The sequence below is a fragment of the Microlunatus ginsengisoli genome, from assembly GCF_039537205.1.
Lineage (GTDB): Bacteria > Actinomycetota > Actinomycetes > Propionibacteriales > Propionibacteriaceae > Microlunatus > Microlunatus ginsengisoli.
This window is the reverse complement of the sequence record NZ_BAABAB010000022.1, coordinates 97,658-113,508: the sequence shown is the minus strand read 5'-3', so window position 1 is coordinate 113,508 and position 15,851 is coordinate 97,658. Positions and strand designations below refer to the sequence as shown.

Annotated in this window: 14 protein-coding genes; 10 read left to right on the top strand and 4 right to left on the bottom strand. The window is 71.0% G+C overall.

What is annotated here, in order from left to right; all coding sequences use genetic code 11:
• Positions 1-145: 145 nt before the first annotated feature.
• Entirely contained in the window at positions 146-859 is a 714-nt protein-coding gene (locus ABD747_RS15470; RefSeq protein ID WP_344806119.1) for a TetR/AcrR family transcriptional regulator, read from the bottom strand.
• Positions 860-944: 85 nt separating this feature from the next.
• Here ABD747_RS15470 and ABD747_RS15465 point away from each other — a divergent pair, with 85 nt between their 5' ends.
• The 7 genes from ABD747_RS15465 (at position 945) to rlmN (ending at position 8,278) form a co-directional block, all read left to right on the top strand.
• The gene (locus ABD747_RS15465) at positions 945-2,378 is read left to right on the top strand and encodes an MFS transporter (RefSeq protein WP_344806117.1); all 1,434 of its coding nucleotides are present in this window, start codon (positions 945-947) and stop codon (positions 2,376-2,378) included.
• A 257-nt stretch (positions 2,379-2,635) separates the two neighbouring features.
• On the top strand, positions 2,636-3,583 hold the full coding sequence (rpsB, locus tag ABD747_RS15460; protein WP_344806115.1) for a 30S ribosomal protein S2: 948 nt from the start codon (positions 2,636-2,638) through the stop codon (positions 3,581-3,583).
• Between the two features lie 58 nt (positions 3,584-3,641).
• Positions 3,642-4,460, top strand: coding sequence for a translation elongation factor Ts (gene tsf, locus ABD747_RS15455; protein WP_344806113.1), 819 nt, complete (start codon positions 3,642-3,644; stop codon positions 4,458-4,460).
• A gap of 268 nt (positions 4,461-4,728) precedes the next feature.
• Entirely contained in the window at positions 4,729-5,442 is a 714-nt protein-coding gene (gene pyrH, locus ABD747_RS15450) for a UMP kinase (protein WP_344806680.1), read from the top strand.
• Between the two features lie 69 nt (positions 5,443-5,511).
• Positions 5,512-6,066: a ribosome recycling factor gene (gene frr / locus ABD747_RS15445; protein ID WP_344806678.1), complete on the top strand. Its 555-nt coding sequence runs from the start codon at positions 5,512-5,514 to the stop codon at positions 6,064-6,066.
• A gap of 90 nt (positions 6,067-6,156) precedes the next feature.
• Positions 6,157-7,113 (top strand): phosphatidate cytidylyltransferase, encoded by a 957-nt coding sequence (locus ABD747_RS15440; protein ID WP_344806111.1) that lies wholly within the window; start codon positions 6,157-6,159, stop codon positions 7,111-7,113.
• Positions 7,114-7,162: 49 nt separating this feature from the next.
• Positions 7,163-8,278, top strand: coding sequence for a dual-specificity RNA methyltransferase RlmN (rlmN, locus tag ABD747_RS15435; RefSeq protein WP_344806109.1), 1,116 nt, complete (start codon positions 7,163-7,165; stop codon positions 8,276-8,278).
• Positions 8,279-8,574: 296 nt separating this feature from the next.
• On the opposite strand, the gene ABD747_RS15430 is transcribed toward rlmN, so the two are convergent.
• Positions 8,575-10,140 carry a hypothetical protein gene (locus tag ABD747_RS15430; RefSeq protein ID WP_344806107.1) on the bottom strand — a complete coding sequence of 522 codons (1,566 nt, stop codon included), beginning with the start codon at positions 10,138-10,140 and terminating at the stop codon, positions 8,575-8,577.
• A gap of 59 nt (positions 10,141-10,199) precedes the next feature.
• Here ABD747_RS15430 and ABD747_RS15425 point away from each other — a divergent pair, with 59 nt between their 5' ends.
• Positions 10,200-10,718: a YbhB/YbcL family Raf kinase inhibitor-like protein gene (locus ABD747_RS15425; protein ID WP_344806105.1), complete on the top strand. Its 519-nt coding sequence runs from the start codon at positions 10,200-10,202 to the stop codon at positions 10,716-10,718.
• 6 nt (positions 10,719-10,724) lie between these two features.
• Here the strand turns inward: ABD747_RS15425 and ABD747_RS15420 are convergent, their stop codons facing one another.
• On the bottom strand, positions 10,725-11,759 hold the full coding sequence (locus tag ABD747_RS15420) for a sensor histidine kinase (protein WP_344806103.1): 1,035 nt from the start codon (positions 11,757-11,759) through the stop codon (positions 10,725-10,727).
• Positions 11,760-11,848: 89 nt separating this feature from the next.
• Between ABD747_RS15420 and malQ the strand changes: the two genes are divergently transcribed.
• Complete coding sequence (gene malQ, locus ABD747_RS15415; RefSeq protein ID WP_344806101.1) at positions 11,849-13,954, top strand: 4-alpha-glucanotransferase; 2,106 nt, start codon at positions 11,849-11,851, stop codon at positions 13,952-13,954.
• 160 nt (positions 13,955-14,114) lie between these two features.
• Here the strand turns inward: malQ and ABD747_RS15410 are convergent, their stop codons facing one another.
• Positions 14,115-14,738, bottom strand: a complete 624-nt coding sequence (locus tag ABD747_RS15410; RefSeq protein ID WP_344806099.1) for a Clp protease N-terminal domain-containing protein — start codon at positions 14,736-14,738, stop codon at positions 14,115-14,117.
• Positions 14,739-14,911: 173 nt separating this feature from the next.
• Here ABD747_RS15410 and ABD747_RS15405 point away from each other — a divergent pair, with 173 nt between their 5' ends.
• Positions 14,912-15,850, top strand: a complete 939-nt coding sequence (locus ABD747_RS15405; RefSeq protein ID WP_344806097.1) for a cation diffusion facilitator family transporter — start codon at positions 14,912-14,914, stop codon at positions 15,848-15,850.
• Position 15,851: the final 1 nt, after the last annotated feature.

Sequence of the window (15,851 nt, the reverse complement as noted above, 5' to 3'; positions counted from 1 at the left end):
CCGTCGCCGGCGCGCGAAGTCGCGGTTGGCCGCGCGAAGTGGGGACGGGCGAGGCGGGGCGCGTGCGAGCGGCCGGCTGAGAGAGCACCGGCGAGGGAACTCCGACCCGGTGCAAGCGGTGTGGGCGCGGGACCGGTGGGCGAGCTCAGCCGGGCAGCCGCCAGTCGCGGAGATTGTCCAGGCCGGCGACGATCATGTCCAGCCCGAACTGGAACCGGGCGTCGCCGTCGCCGGTGGTGAGTTCCTCCACCATGGAGGTGATCATCGGGTACTCCGCCGGCGGCAGTCCCGCGAAGTACGCCTTGGCCTGGGCGACCACACTGCCCTCGGAGGCGAATGGGTCGTTGCCGTCCTCGGCCCGGACCCACCACAGGGTGTCCTCGTAGGCGACTGCGGTGGTGTATTGCGTCAGCAGATCGACCGCCAGCCCGGCGACGAGCTTGCTCAGCCCGCCGGCCGTCAGGATCGCCAGCATCCCCTCCGAGCAGCGAAGTGCGTTCGGGCCGGTCGGGATGTGAGCGAGGCTGACCGCGGCGATCCCCGGATGGCGCACCATCGCCCGGTACTGGCCCCAGCAGAACTGCTTGATCTGCTCCCGCCACCGAGCCGGGTCGGCTTCGGGCACGTCGACCTCGCCGATCACCGCGTCCAGCAGCAGCGCGTGCAGCTCACCTTTGTCCCGGACGTGGGCATACAGCGACGCCGCTCCGGTGCCCAGCTTTCCCGCCACCGCGCGCATGGTGACGGCGTCCGCACCCTCGGCGGCCAGGATCTCCAGGCCGGCGGCCACGATGCTGTCCACGCTCAGTCGTCGCCTGGCCGGCTCCTTCGCCGGCCAAGGTCCCAAGGGGGAAGCCATGGTTTCACCCTACTTGACGCGAACGGCGTTCGTAATCTAGAACAGTGTTCGTAAGTACGAACGCTGTTCGACAGGGGATTTTACGATGACCGACACCCACCTCGCCGGCACCGCCGGCACCGCCGCACCCGACAGCCGGCCCTACCGCTGGCGGTGGGCCGTGCTGGCGGTCATCCTGGCCGCCGAGATCATGGATCTCCTCGACTCGACGATCGTCAACCTCGCCGCGACGCCGATTGCGCGAGACCTCGGCGGGGGAGCGAGCACCGTGCAATGGGTGGTCGGCGCGTACACCCTGGCGTTCGCCGTCGCCCTCGTCATCGGCGGCCGGCTGGGCGACAAGTTCGGCCGGAAGAATCTGTTCGTCCTCGGCGCCGCGGGCTTCACCGTCGCCTCGCTGATCTGCGCGACTGCCCAGGAGCCGACTGTGCTGATCGTGGCGCGAGCGGTCCAGGGCTTGCTCGGCGCGGTGCTGATCCCGCAGGGCTTCGGGATCATGAAGCAGGTCTTCCCGCCCCAGGACCTGGGCAAGGCCTTCGCCAGCTTCGGCCCGGTGATCGGGCTGTCGGCGATCGCCGGGCCGCTGCTCGGCGGCGTGCTGGTCGACGCCGACCTGTTCGGGCTCGGCTGGCGGATCATCTTCTTGATCAACGTCCCTATCGGCATCGCCACCGTGATCGCCGCGGTCGTGCTGATCCCGCGGAGCGATCGACGACCTGAGCTGCGTTTCGACCCGCTCGGGCTGGTCCTCTTCGCCGCCGCTGCGCTGCTGTTGATCTATCCGCTGATCGAGGGCCACGAGCTCGGCTGGCCCTGGTGGACGTACGCCTCGATGGCGGTCGCGCTGATCCTGTTCGGCGTCTTCGCCTGGCACGAGCGGCACAGCGCGGCGCCGCTGATCGAGCCGACGCTGCTGACCAACCGGAGCTACGTCGGAGGTCTCGGCCTGATCCTGCTCGGCTTCGCCGCGATGATCGGCTTCTCGCTCGTGTTCAACGTGTACGCCCAGGCAGCGCTCGGCTACTCGCCGCTGACCACGGCGTTCGCGGGGTGCGCGTACGCCGTCGGGATGGCGCTCGCCGCCGGACTGGGCAGCGCCGCGTTGGTGCCGCGCTTCGGCCGGCGGGTGCTGGTGCTCGGCTATGCCGTGATGGCACTCGGCGCGCTCGGCATGGTGGCGACCGTGCGGCTGACCGGGCTCACCGCACATCCGTGGCAGTTCCTGCCCGCCGGGTTCGTCTTCGGCGTCGGCGGCGGGCTGGCGATCGTGCCGGTCTTCTCGGTCATCCTGGCCGGCGTGCAGGACCACGAGGTCGGCTCGGCCTCGGGCCTGCTGAACGCGGTCCAGCAGCTCGGCGGCACCATCGGCGTCGCGGTCAGCGGGACGCTGTTCTTCCAGCTGCTGCCGAGCCGGGGCCCGGTCGACGCGATGCAGATCACGACGCTGGTCGCGGCGGCGTTCCTGATCGGCTGCCTCGGCTTGGTGCGGCTGCTCCCGCGTCGCGCTCGCCCGGAGTAGGACCTCCCCGTTGGCCGAGCGGGGCTGGCGGCCGGCGGTGAGGTAGACTCGTCGACGCAGATCCGGAAGGGTCTGACTTCGCATGCCCGCAGTTCCGGCGCCGCTGACCAGCACAGCCGGGCGGACCGCACGGTCTCGGCGAGCCCAGCACGGGTGACCCGCGAACGGTCCGCGCGAGCATCAGGCGGTGCCGAACGGCTCGGCACCGATCGAACCGTACGCCGGCAGCGCGCTGCCGGTAATGAGAGGAAGCGGCCATGGCCGTCGTGACCACCCGCCAGCTGCTCGAAAGCGGCGTCCACTTCGGGCATCAGACCCGGCGCTGGAACCCGAAGATGAAGAGGTTCATCTTCACCGAGCGCAACGGCATCTACATCATCGATCTGCAGCAGTCGCTGACCTACATCGACCGGGCGTACGCCTTCGTCAAGGAGACCGTCGCCCGCGGCGGACAGGTCCTGTTCGTGGGCACCAAGAAGCAGGCCCAGGAGGCCATCGCCGAGCAGGCGACGCGGGTCGGGATGCCGTACGTGAACCAGCGCTGGCTGGGCGGCATGCTGACCAACTTCCATACCGTGATCAAGCGGATCCAGCGGCTCAAGGAGCTCGAGGGCACCGACTTCGACGACGTCGCCGCGTCCGGGCTCACCAAGAAGGAGCTGCTCGGCCTGCGTCGCGAGAAGGAGAAGCTCGAGAAGACCCTCGGCGGCATCCGCGACATGGCCAAGACCCCGCAGGCGGTCTGGATCGTGGACACCAAGAAGGAGCACCTCGCCGTCGACGAGGCGCGCAAGCTGCGGATCCCCGTGATCGGCATCCTGGACACCAACTGTGACCCCGACGAGGTCGACTTTGCGATCCCGGGCAACGACGACGCGATCCGTTCCGTCGCGCTGCTCACCCGGGTGGTCGCCGACGCGGTGGCCGACGGCCTGATGGCCCGCTCCGGCGGCCAGCAGACCGGCGCCGAGGCCGAGGTCGAGGTCGAGCCGATGCCCGACTGGGAGCGCGAGTTGCTCGGCGCCCAGGAGTCGGCCGCGGGTGACGTCGCCGGCGTGCAGACCGTCGCCGAGGAGGCGGAGGCCGTTGCCGCCGCCGGTGCCGAGCCAGTGCCCGCCGACGAGGTGCCGGCCGTGGTCGCCGCCGAGGCCGACGACGCGGCACTGCCGACCACGCAGTCCGAGCGCGGCGCCGACGAGAACTGACGGTCCGGAACCGACCGTCCAGCCCAATCCAGACAACTGAAGGACGTACGAGAAGACGATGGCGAACTTCACCGCTGCTGACGTGAAGAAGCTCCGGGACGCGACCGGGGCCGGGATGATGGACTGCAAGAAGGCGCTGACCGAGGCGGGCGGCGACCAGGACAAGGCGATCGAGATCCTCCGCGTCGCCGGCGCCGCCAAGGCCGCCAAGCGCGGCGAGGAGCGCGAGGCCAGCAACGGCCTGGTCGCGTTCAGCGACGGCGCGCTGGTCCAGCTGGGCGCCGAGACCGACTTCGTGGCCAAGAGCGCCGACTTCCAGGAACTGGCCGACGTGGCTGTCAAGGCGGCCGCCGCCGCCCAGGCGGCCGACGTGGCCGGCGTCAACGCCGCGACCCTGCCGAACGGCGAGACCGTGGCCGACGCCGTCGGTGCGCTGGCCGCGAAGATCGGCGAGAAGCTCGAGGTTGCGAACGCGGCGTACTTCGACGGGCAGACCGCGGTCTACCTGCACAAGCGCGCGTCCGACCTGCCGCCGCAGGTCGGGGTCCTGGTGGAGTACGAGGGTGCCGACGCCGACGCGGCCCGCACCGCGGCGATGCAGATCGCGGCGATGCGTCCGCAGTACCTGAGCCGCGACGAGGTTCCGGCCGATCTGGTGGAGAACGAGCGCCGGATCGCCGAGGCCACGGCCAAGGAGGAGAACAAGCCGGCTCAGGCCGTGCCGCGGATCGTCGAGGGCCGGGTGAACGCGTTCTACAAGGACGTGGTGCTGCTCGACCAGCCGTCGGTCACCGACAACAAGACCCCGGTCAGCAAGCTGCTCGACGCCGCGGGTGTGAAGATCACCCGGTTCGTCCGGTTCGAAGCGGCCAGCTGATCCGGTCGTACGACCGCTGATGGCGGGTCCCGCGGGTAACTCCCGGCGGGGCCCGCTATCGGCTTGGTCGAGGAGATCCTCGACCGGTCCGTCGGTCATCGCGGACCGCAAGGCCGGCTCATGCTGCCGGCCGGCGCCGCGCACCCCGGGTTTCCCGGGCCGAGCGCGAGCCGGTGCACTCGCTCGCGAGCGCGCCTACCCGACCGTCGCGGGCGTGGCGTACGCTCTCCGCGAGTCCGACCAGCCCGAGGCACCCCAGGGAGACGAGTTGCCGAGTCCGTACAAGCGCGTCCTGTTGAAGCTCTCCGGCGAGGTGTTCGGCGGGGGCAAGGTCGGGGTCGATCCCGACATCGTGTCCGCGCTGGCCCGGCAGATCGCCCGGGTGGTCGGCGACGGCGTCCAGGTCGCGGTCGTCGTCGGCGGCGGCAACTTCTTCCGCGGCGCGGAGCTGCAGCAGCGCGGGATGGACCGGGACCGAGCCGACTACATGGGCATGCTCGGCACCGTGATGAACTGCCTGGCGCTACAGGACTTCTTGGAGAAGGAAGGCACCCAGACCCGGGTGCAGACCGCGATCACGATGGGCCAGATCGCCGAGCCGTACGTCCCCCGCCGGGCCGAACGCCACCTCGACAAGGGACGAGTGGTCATCTTCGGCGCCGGGTCGGGCATGCCGTACTTCTCGACCGACACCGTCGCCGCCCAACGTGCGCTCGAGATCAGCGCCGAGGTGCTGCTGATGGGCAAGCAAGGCGTCGACGGGGTCTACGACGCCGATCCGCACAAGGACCCGAGCGCCACCAAGTTCGCCGACCTGAGCTACGACGAATACCTGGCCCGCGACCTCAAGGTGGCCGACGCGACGGCGGTCAGCATGGCCCGCGACTACAAGCTGCCGATGATCTTCTTCAGCCTCGACCACGACGGCTCCGTCGTGCAGGTGGTCGCAGGTGAGAAGATCGGTACGACCGTCCACGCCTGAGCGCCCGGGCCGAGCCCGGCCTGCCCAGCGGAAACAACACGTCCGACCGAACTTTTGGGAGCAGCTGTGATCTCCGACATCCTCACCGACGCCGAGGAGAACATGGAGCTGGCGATCGAGTTCGCCAAGGAGGAGTTCGCGGCCATCCGGACCGGCCGGGCCCACCCGGCCATGTTCGCGAAGCTGACCGCGGAGTACTACGGCACGCCGACCCCGCTCCAGCAGCTGGCCAGCTTCCAGGTGCCGGAGGCGCGGATGGTCGTCATCACCCCCTACGACCGGTCGGCGATGGCCGCCATCCAGAAGTCGATCCGGGACTCCGACCTCGGCGTGAATCCGACCGACGACGGGCACATCATCCGGGTCACCCTGCCGGAGCTGACCGAGGAGCGCCGGAAGGAATACATCAAGCTCGCCCGGCACAAGGCCGAGGAGGCCCGGATCTCGATCCGGGGCACCCGTCGCCGGGCCAAGGAAGCGCTGGACAAGATGGTGAAGGACAAGGAGGTCGGTGAGGACGAGGTGGTGCGCGCCGAGAAGCAGCTGGACGCGTCCACCAAGAAGCACACCGACGCCATCGACGACGTACTCAAGCACAAGGAAGCCGAGCTCCTCGAGGTCTGAGTGAGCGAGCCGCCTGCTTCCGAGCCACGGTCCGCCGACCGCCCGTCCGTCGGCCACCCGACCGCCGATCCGGCACGGCCGGACGACCCCATGCCGGCCGACCCCGCGCCGGCCGGTGCCGCGCTGCCGGAGGAGCCGGTGCTGCCGGTCGCCCCGGCAGGGGACGTACCGATCGCCCCGGTGCCGGCCGAGCCGCCGGCCAAGGACCACGGCCGGGCCGGGCGAAACCTGCCCGCCGCGATCGGGGTCGGCGTCGCCGCGGGGCTGTACGTCGTGCTCAGCCTGCTGTTCGCCCCGTGGCTGTTCGTCGGGCTGATCGCGGTCGCCCTGCTGCTCGGCAGCCGGGAGATGTACAACGCGCTCGGCAAGATCGGGATGCACGCCGCGATCTGGCCGATCATGGTCGGCACGGTGGCGATCTCGATCGGCTCCTATCTGGCCGGGCTACAGCGGCCGCCGGTGTTCTCCACTACCTCGGTGCTGCTGGCCTCGCTGGCCCTGACCGTGCTGGCGGCACTGATCTGGCGGATGCCCAAGGGCGCCCACGGCTATGTGAAGGACTCGGCGGCCAGCCTGATGATCATCGGGTACGTGCCGCTGCTCGGCTCGTTCGCCGCGCTGATCCTGGCCGGGGAGAACGGCCCGGTGCGGATCGTCACCTTCTTGCTGATCGTCATCATGGGCGACACCGGCGGGTACGTCGCCGGCGTGCTGTTCGGCAAGCACCCGATGGCCCCGAAGATCAGTCCGAAGAAGACCTGGGAGGGCCTGGTCGGCTCGGTGGTGTTCGGCACGGCCGCCGGGGTGCTGATGACCGTCTTCGCGCTCGGCCAGCCGTTCTGGGTCGGCATCGTGCTGGGCGTCTGCCTGGTCGCGATCGGCACCTGCGGTGACCTGATCGAGTCGCTGATCAAGCGTGACCTGGGGATCAAGGACATGAGCTCGTTCCTGCCCGGCCACGGCGGGGTGATGGACCGGCTCGACTCGCTGCTGATCGCGGCGCCGATCGCCTGGCTGATCATGTACCTGCTGGTCCCCGGCGGCTGAACTCGTGGCAACGACCGACCGATTTTGACACCCCAGGCAGGATTTTGTTGTGAGTGGTGAACCGCTGCCCCTGGTGTTCGAGGCGCCGCGCCGGGGCAAACCGCCGACGCACTGGGCCGATCTGACACCGGCCCAGCGGCGCGAGGCGGTCGAGGCCGCGGGCCAGCGCGCGTTCCGCGCCCGGCAGCTGTCGGCGCACTACTTCGAGGGCTTCCGGGCCGACCCGGCCGAGTGGACAGATCTGCCCTCGGGCCTGCGGGAGAGCCTCCGGGACAAGTTCTTCCCCGAGCTGCTGCACCCGGTGAAGACGCTGACCGCCGACGCCGGTACCACGGTGAAGACGCTCTGGCGACTGCACGACGGCTCGCGGGTGGAGAGCGTGCTGATGCGCTACCCCGACCGGGCCACGATGTGCGTGTCCAGCCAGGCCGGCTGCGGCATGGCCTGCCCGTTCTGCGCCACGGGTCAGGGTGGCCTGCAGCGCAACATGACCACGGCGGAGATCGTCGATCAGGTGGTGGACGGGTCACGCCGGCTGGACCGTGGTGAGGTCCCCGGCGGACGCGGCCGGGTCAGCAACGCGGTGTTCATGGGCATGGGCGAGCCGCTCGCCAACTACCGGGCGGTGATCGGCGCGGTCCGGCAGCTGACCGCGCCGACCCCGGACGGGCTGGGGATGAGCGCCCGCGGGATCACGGTCTCCACCGTCGGCCTGGTGCCCCGGATGCAGCAGCTGGCGACCGAGGGCATCCCGGTGACGCTGGCGCTGTCGCTGCACGCGCCCGACGACGAGCTCCGCGACGAGCTGGTGCCGGTCAACACTCGGTGGAACGTCGAGGAGGTCGTCGACGCGGCCTGGAACTATGCGAAGGTCACCCGGCGGCGGGTCTCCATCGAGTACGCCCTGATCCGCGACATCAACGACCAGGCCCACCGGGCGGACCTGCTGGCCAAGGTGCTTCGCCGGCGCGGCAACTGGGGCTGGGTGCACGTGAACCTGATCCCGCTCAACCCGACACCGGGGTCGAAGTGGACCGCGTCGCGGCGCCGCGACGAGGAGGAGTTCGTCCGCCGGCTCTCGGCCCGCGGAGTGCCGGTCACCGTCCGCGACACCCGCGGACGCGAGATCGACGGGGCCTGCGGCCAGCTCGCCGCGCAGGCGTAGCCGTCCCGCCCTGCGTGGGCCGCTGCACTCACAGTCCTTCGGGGCCCGCAGGGCCCGGGTGCGCGCGGTGCCGCCGCATTTTCCGGCCGTGGCCGGGTTTTCGGGGTCGGGTCGGGCGAGTGGTGGCCCATTTTCCGGCCGTGACGGGGTTTCGGGGTCCGATCGGGCGAGTGGTGGCCCAACTTTCCGGCCGTGGCCGAATTTCGGGACCGGGTCGGGCGGACGCCGGGGCACCAGAGGCGGTGAGAGGCGCGAGGCGCCGGGGGCGTTGGGGGCGTCGAGGCGTCGGGGGCCGGCTACTTCCGGCGCTCGAGCACGCGCCGGCGGGCAGCGATCTTGGCGAGCAGGTCGTCCACCGCCGCGTCCATGGTCTTGCCGTCGCCGACGATCATCAGCTTCGAGGTGTCGCCCCAGCTGATCGCGCCCTTGCCGACCAGGGCGTTGGCGGTCGGCACGATCACGTCGTTCGACACGCTGAAGGCCGTGCCGCCGCGGGTCATCCGGGCGATCGCGTGGCCCTGCTCGTCGAACCGGCCGCTGCGCACCATGTCGTCGTCCACGTGCACGCCGACGCTGAAGCCGGTCAGCTTCGCGCCGGCCTTGCCCAGCACCTCCGCCCCCATCACCGCGTAGCCGGTGCAGACCAGACCGCGCCGCCCGGTGATGGCCGCCTTGCCGGTGAACAGGTCGTCGACGGTCCGCCGCAGGTCGGCCTCCGTGGCGATCCCGCGGTGCACGAAGAACGCCGATGCGAACTCCGTGTAGGCCGCGAACAGGTCGCCGTTGCTCTTCTTGGCCAGCGCCGAGAAGTACGTCTGCGCGTCACTGCGGTCCGGCACCGGCGCGGCGGCCCTGCCGCTCGCCGCGGTCATCGAGGCCCGGGCGTCGAGCTGCTGACCCCACGCGTTGGCGAAGTCCACGAAGAACATGTAATCCACCGAGCTGCCGAAGACGTCGCTGATCTCCTCGCCGATCCCGCCGGCCAGGCCAGACTTGACCTGGGCGATCTCGGCCGCGGTCGGTGCACCGGCGAACGCCGGGTCGTTCACCGCGAGGAACCCGCGCAGCACGATCGCGACCTTGACCGCCGAGTCGGCCCGCTTGAGCGCGGCGTCCTTCACCTTCTGCAGCTCGTCGATCGAGGAGTTCAGCGTCTTCGTCGCATCGGACAGCGACCCGCTGCCGGCGAGCGCCTTCTGCGCCGCGGTCAGGTTGGCCGACAGGATCTTCGTGTCGATGCCCGGGCTGAGCGCGGCCACCAGGCCGATCGCCTTGCCGACCGCGTCCGCGCTCTCGTTGCGAGCGTGCTGGGCCTCGAGCTCGTCGAGCCGATCGTGCCGCCCGCTGGTCAGCGACCGGGCCTTCGCGGCCAGCGCTACCGCCGACTTCAGCGCCGCGATCGACGGGTCGACCTTGCCGGCCGCGGCGCGGATCGTCGGGGCGTACGCCGTCAGCTTGGCCGCCGCCTCCCGAACGCTCGCCGCCTGCTTGGGGTCCAGGCCGACCACCGCGGCGGAGTCGATCACGTGCTGCCGCTTCGCCTCGGTGTCGGCCCACGCCTCGACCCCTTGCAGCTGCTTGCCGGCGACAACGGTCGGCTCGGGCGGCGGGGCCTTGGGCGTCTTGCGCTGGAGAACCAGGCCGGTGCCGACGTACGCACCCGGTCGGGTCAGCAGGGCGACCGTCGCCGCGTTGCCGGCGCTGCGCTGCAGCGCGAGCACGCCGGCCGGCCGGACCGCGTGATGTGGTTCGGCCGATCCGCCCGACGGCGCCGAGCCGTCGAGGTCACCGCTTCGACGGGTTCGGTGCCGGTGCGCCAGCACGGCCTCGCTGCCTCGGACCAGCCACCGTCCGGTCGTCATCGCCGCACCCCCGCTCCGCCTTCTCCCGGCAGGATACGACCGCGGGATAGGTTCGGAGCATGGCTTCTCCGTACGACATCATCGGCGTCGTCCCGTCGTTCACCCTGACCAGCACCGACATCGCCGACGGCGAGCGGCTGGCCCGCGGGCAGGTGAGCGAGATCATGGGCGCCGGGGGCGACGACGTGTCGCCGCAGCTGTCCTGGTCGGGGTTCCCGCCGGAGACCAAGAGCTTCGCGGTCACCGTCTTCGACCCGGACGCGCCCACGGCGAGTGGGTTCTGGCACTGGGCGGTGTGCAACCTGCCGGCGTCGGTCACCGAGCTGGAGTCCGGCGCGGGCGACGGCTCCGGCCTGCCGGAGGGCGCGCTGACCCTGCCGAACGAGGCGCGACTGGCCCGCTTCATCGGTGCCGCTCCGCCACCCGGTCACGGCCGGCACCGCTATTTCGTGGCCGTTCATGCGCTCGACGTCGAGCGGCTGGACGTCGATCCCGACTCGACGCCGGCGGTGATGTGCTTCAACATGTTCGGCCACACGCTGGCAAGAGCTGAGATCCAGGCCTGGTACGAGGCGTAGTCCGGACTACTTCCAGACGTGGATGCGGACCGTCGTCCCGTCGGCATTGGAACGCAGCCGGACCAGGTCACTGTGCTGGTTGACGTACCACAGGCCGTCGATGTCAGCGGCCAGTGGGCGCCGGCGACCGACGAGCGGATCGACGATGGTCACGTCGTCGCGGAGCTCGCAGATCACCGCGTCCGGCTGGTCCCAGACCGCCAGCCGGCCCGACTCGGCACCCCGTTGCAGGCTGCCGGCGGCCAGCCGCTGCGACGCGGCCGCCAGGCCCGACGCCTGGACGGGGCTCAGGCCCGCGCGGGACGCCTCGGTCGCCACGAACGGATACAGCCGCCCGACCGTTGACCGGCGGTAGTCGGTCTCGGTCGGCACCCCGCTCAGCTCGTCGAGCACGGCGGTGAACAGGCTGTCGACATGCGCCCGTCCGCCGTACCCACCGCTGCCGTGATAGCCGTCGGTCTGCAGCAGGGCGGGGTGGCTGCACGCCGCGGCCTCCACCACCGACGACCCGAGCCCGGCGACGTCGTACGGGCAGACCAGCCAGAACGGAAGCCCCGGGTCGACGGCGATGTTCAGCAGCGCCTCGTGCAACTGGCACTCCGCGATCTCCTGCGGTCGTCGGCCGGGCCAGATCGGCTCGCCGATCCCGCGGATCGGCTGGCCTCGTTCGGCCGAGTCCAGGAAACTCTGCCAGGCCGGGATGATCCGGGAGGGGTTGCGGCCCATGGCCGCCATGTCGACGAACCGCACCGATCGTGCGCTGGCGCCCAGGCCGTCGCGCAGCCACTCCTCGTGCTCGGCAATCGTCGCCACCATCACCGGCTCACCGCCGGCGAGACCCTCCTCGACGAACGGGACGAGCAGCTCTCGGTAGTCGTCGGCGTTGCTCCACAGCAGAGCCTCGTGGCGAAAGCTCTGCCGGTCTCGGATCGGCGGACTGAGGTGAATGTCCGTCTCCTTCCGGGCGGTGGCACATCGGGCGAGGGACGGGCCCGCCTTCCCCGAGCGCACACCGGCGCGGGCGGACGGCGTCGTCCACAACGCCGACATCATAGGTCGCCGGACCGACACCCGGGTCCGAATCGTGTGGCCGACTTCGTTCGCCTCCTCCGGACCGCCAAGATAAGCGGGTGGATCCATGGCTGACCGAGCTCGCCGAGGCGTACGGCATCGCGACCGAGTACTGGGACTGGCAGGGCCGGCACGTCGAGGTCCGGCGGACGACCATCATCGACGTCCTCGGTGCCCTGGGGGTCGACGCGTCGACGCCGGACCTGGTGCGGCACGCGCTGCAACTGCACCGTCGCGAGCCGTGGACCCGGATGCTGCCCCGCTGCCTAGCGCTGCGTGAGCACGAGACCGCCAGCGTCTGGGTGCACGTCACGCACGGCGATCCGGTCCGGGTCTGTATCGACCTCGAGACCGGCGGTCACCGGCACGACCTGCGCCAGCTCGAGGACTGGACCCCGCCGTACGATCTGGGCGACCGGTTGGTGGGGCAGGCGACGTTCGAGATCCCGGCCGACCTGCCGCTGGGGTATCACACCCTCCGCGCCGGCAGCAACGACGCCGAGTCGTCGATGCCGCTGATCGTCACCCCGGCCTGGCTGGGCTTTCCGGCGTCGATGGGCGACCGGCGTGCCTGGGGCCTGGCTACCCAGCTGTACAGCGTCCGCTCGGCCCGGTCGTGGGGAGTCGGCGATCTCGTCGACCTGACCGATCTCGCGGTCTGGTCGGGCGCCGAGCACGGCGCGGACTATGTCCTGATCAACCCGCTGCACGCGGCCGAGCCGGTTGCGCCGATGGAGCCGTCGCCCTACCTGCCGACCAGCCGACGGTTCGCGAACCCGCTCTATCTGCGGCCCGAACGGATCCCCGAGTACGCCGACTGCACCGACGAGCAGCGTGCGCGGGTCCGCTCCCTGCTGGCCGATCTCGATCCGCGCTCGAAGACGATCGACCGGAATAGCGCCTGGATCGCCAAGCGGGCGGCGCTCGAGCTGATCTTCGCGGTGCCGAGGACCCCGGGCCGGCAACTGGCGCTGGACGCCTACCGCCGGCGCGAGGGCGACGGGCTCGCGGCGTACGCGGCGTGGTGTGTGCTGACCGAGACCTACGGTGCGCGGGCGGACTGGCCGGCGGAGTTCGCCCACCCGTCTGCACCGGCGGTCGAGGAGTTCGTCGCCGCGCACGCGGACGCGATCGAGTTCCATTGCTGGCTGCAGTGGCTGATGGACGCCCAGCTCGGCGAGACGCAGGACGAGGCCGTCCGCGCTGGGATGGCGCTCGGGATCATGCACGATCTGGCGGTCGGCGTGCATCCGTTCGGAGCGGACGCCTGGGCGCTTCAGGACAGCTACGCGCAGGGGATCCAGGTCGGCGCCCCGCCGGATCCCTACAACCAGAACGGACAGAACTGGTCGCAGCCGCCCTGGCGCCCCGACCGGCTGGCCGAGAGCGGCTACGAACCGTTCCGGCGGATGGTGTCCACGGTGCTCCGGCACGCGGGCGGCATCCGGGTCGACCATGTGATCGGGCTGTTCCGGCTGTGGTGGATTCCGGCGGGCCGGGGACCGAAGGAGGGGACGTACGTCCGTAACGACCACGAGGCGATGGTCGGCATCCTCGCGCTGGAGGCACATCGCGCCGGCGCCTTGGTGGTCGGCGAGGACCTGGGCACGGTGGAGCCCTGGGTGCGGACGTACCTGCGGGAACGGGGGATCCTCGGCACCTCGATCCTGTGGTTCGAGTTCGAGTGGGATGCCGGGGGAGCGCCGCTGCGGCCGGAGTGGTGGCGGGAATACTGCCTCGCCTCGGTGACCACCCACGACCTGCCCCCGACGGCTGGCTACCTGGCCGGCGACCACGTCCGGCTGCGCGACGAGCTGGGGGTTCTCACCCGGCCGCTGGCCGAGGAGCTGGAGATCGACGCCGCCGAGCGCAAGGCGTGGCTGGACAACCTGATCGACCGCGGGGCGCTGCACCCCGGCGCCTCGGTCGAGGAGACGGTGAAGGCGCTGCACCGTTATCTGACCTGGACCCCGTCCCGGCTGCTGTGCGTGTCGCTGACCGACGCGGTGGGCGACCGGAAGACCCAGAACCAGCCCGGGACCGTCGACGAGTACCCGAACTGGCGGGTGCCGCTGTCCGGCCCGGACGGCGAGGTGGTCATGCTCGAGGACGTGTTCACCAGCCGCCGGGCCGCCGAGCTGGTCGACGTCGTTCACCCCTCGTGAGGCCGCCGCACCGCTTCTCCCGACGACGGATGCTCCCTCGTCGGGAGAAGTCGATCATGCCCGGTGTGGATTCGGGGTCGGACGGGCGACGAGGGAGCAACGGTCGTCGAGTCGCCGTTCGGCAGGCCGCGCTGCGCGCTCGCTGACGCGCCGAACGAGATCAGCGGGGGCCGATGACGCCCTTGTCGTACGCCTTCAGCACGGCGTCGGCCTCGGCCCGGGTGAGCGTGCCGGCTTTGACGGCGGCGTCGAGGCGCTCCGTCAGCCGGGCCTTCCCGTCGGCCTTCGCGGCCGCCTCGTCCGCGCTGCGGATCTCGTCCAGCGCGGACTTCACCTTGGCTTGGTCGATCCCGAGCTTCGCCGCGATCGCCTTGGCCAGCGCCTCGTCGCGGGCGGACGGGTCGGGCCGGGCCGGGCGGCTGCCCGGCGACGGCGGGCTACCCGGCGTCGGCTGCGTACTCGAGTCCGGTTGGGCCGGCCGGGTGGGCCGGCTCGCCTCGCGGAAGGCCGTGATCGCCTCGGCCACCTTCGTCTCGTCCACGCCGAGCTTCGCGGCCAGCTGCTTGGCCAGCCGCTCGGGGGCCAACCGCCCGCGCGGGCCATGGCCGCCGGGACCGGCACCCGGACCACCGCGGCCGTCGGGCCCCGCCGGCTGGGCGCTCGGTCCCGCGGTCGGACCGGCAGACGGCGTCGGGTCTGCCGACGCCAGGGTGGCGGCACCGACCCCGGCACCGAGGACGAGCACTCCGCCCGCCACGATCAGAGCGGTCCTTTTCGAGGCCATGACGAGGCTCACTCCTTCGATTCGACACGGTGACGCACGCCGAGCGCGCCAGGCCGTCCACGCTCGGCGGGAAAGCTGGCAGCAGGCTGGAGGGAAGCTGTGCGCCGGATAAGGACGGCTGTGCCCGCGCGGGGGTCGGAGCTCGCACCCCTCGGTTGTTAGGGTCGGGAGCCGTGGCCAATCGCCGTCCCGACTCCAGCCTGCTGACGGTCATCGTCGCGTTCAGCGCGAACCTGTTGATCGCGCTGGCCAAGTCGGCCGCGGCCGCGATCACCGGCTCGGCGTCGATGCTGGCCGAGGCGGCGCACTCCTGGGCCGACGCGGGCAACGAGATCTTCCTGTTCTTCGCCGAGCGTCGATCCTCGCGTGCCCGGGACGAGGAGCACCCGCTCGGGTACGGCCGTGAGGCGTACGTCTGGTCGATGTTCGCCGCGTTCGGTCTGTTCACCGCCGGTGCCGTGGTGTCGATCAGTCACGGCATCTCCGAACTGATCAACCCGGAGCCGGCCACGGACTATCTGGTGGCCTACATCGTGCTCGCCATCGCGTTCGTGCTCGAGGGCATCTCGTTCACCCAGGCGACCCGCGAGGCCCGGAGGAGTGCCAAGGAACTGGGCCGCGAGACTCTCCCGCACCTGTGGCGGACCTCGAACCCGACCGTCCGGGCCGTCTTCGCCGAGGACGCCGCGGCTCTGATCGGTCTGGTCATCGCGGCCTTCGGGGTCGGCCTGCACCAGCTCACCGGGTCGCCCGTTCCGGATGCGATCGGTTCGATCCTGGTCGGCATCCTCCTCGCCGTTGTCGCCGTCTTGTTGATCGATCGCAACCGGCGGTTCCTGGTCGGCCAGGAGGTCGGATCGGACATCCGGCAGCGGGTCCTGGTCGGGCTGCTCGATCGGCCCGAGATCGATCGGATCACCTATCTGCACCTCGAGTTCACCGGACCCAGCCGGATGTACCTGGTGGCGGCGGTCGATCTCACCGGTGACGACGCCGAGCATGACGTCGCCGTCCGGCTCCGCCGGCTCGAGCGGGAGCTGGAGGAGGCGGACAACATCGAAGAGGCCGTCCTCACCCTTGCGACTCCGGACGAGCGAGCGCTGCACAGCTGAG

Coding starts and splice junctions, on each gene's coding strand:
- ABD747_RS15470 (WP_344806119.1), bottom strand. CDS start 859: ATGGCTTCCCCCTTGGGACCTTGGCCGGCGAAGGAGCCGGCCAGGCGA.
- ABD747_RS15465 (WP_344806117.1), top strand. CDS start 945: ATGACCGACACCCACCTCGCCGGCACCGCCGGCACCGCCGCACCCGAC.
- rpsB (WP_344806115.1), top strand. CDS start 2,636: ATGGCCGTCGTGACCACCCGCCAGCTGCTCGAAAGCGGCGTCCACTTC.
- tsf (WP_344806113.1), top strand. CDS start 3,642: ATGGCGAACTTCACCGCTGCTGACGTGAAGAAGCTCCGGGACGCGACC.
- ABD747_RS15440 (WP_344806111.1), top strand. CDS start 6,157: ATGCCGGCCGACCCCGCGCCGGCCGGTGCCGCGCTGCCGGAGGAGCCG.
- ABD747_RS15430 (WP_344806107.1), bottom strand. CDS start 10,140: ATGACGACCGGACGGTGGCTGGTCCGAGGCAGCGAGGCCGTGCTGGCG.
- ABD747_RS15425 (WP_344806105.1), top strand. CDS start 10,200: ATGGCTTCTCCGTACGACATCATCGGCGTCGTCCCGTCGTTCACCCTG.
- ABD747_RS15410 (WP_344806099.1), bottom strand. CDS start 14,738: ATGGCCTCGAAAAGGACCGCTCTGATCGTGGCGGGCGGAGTGCTCGTC.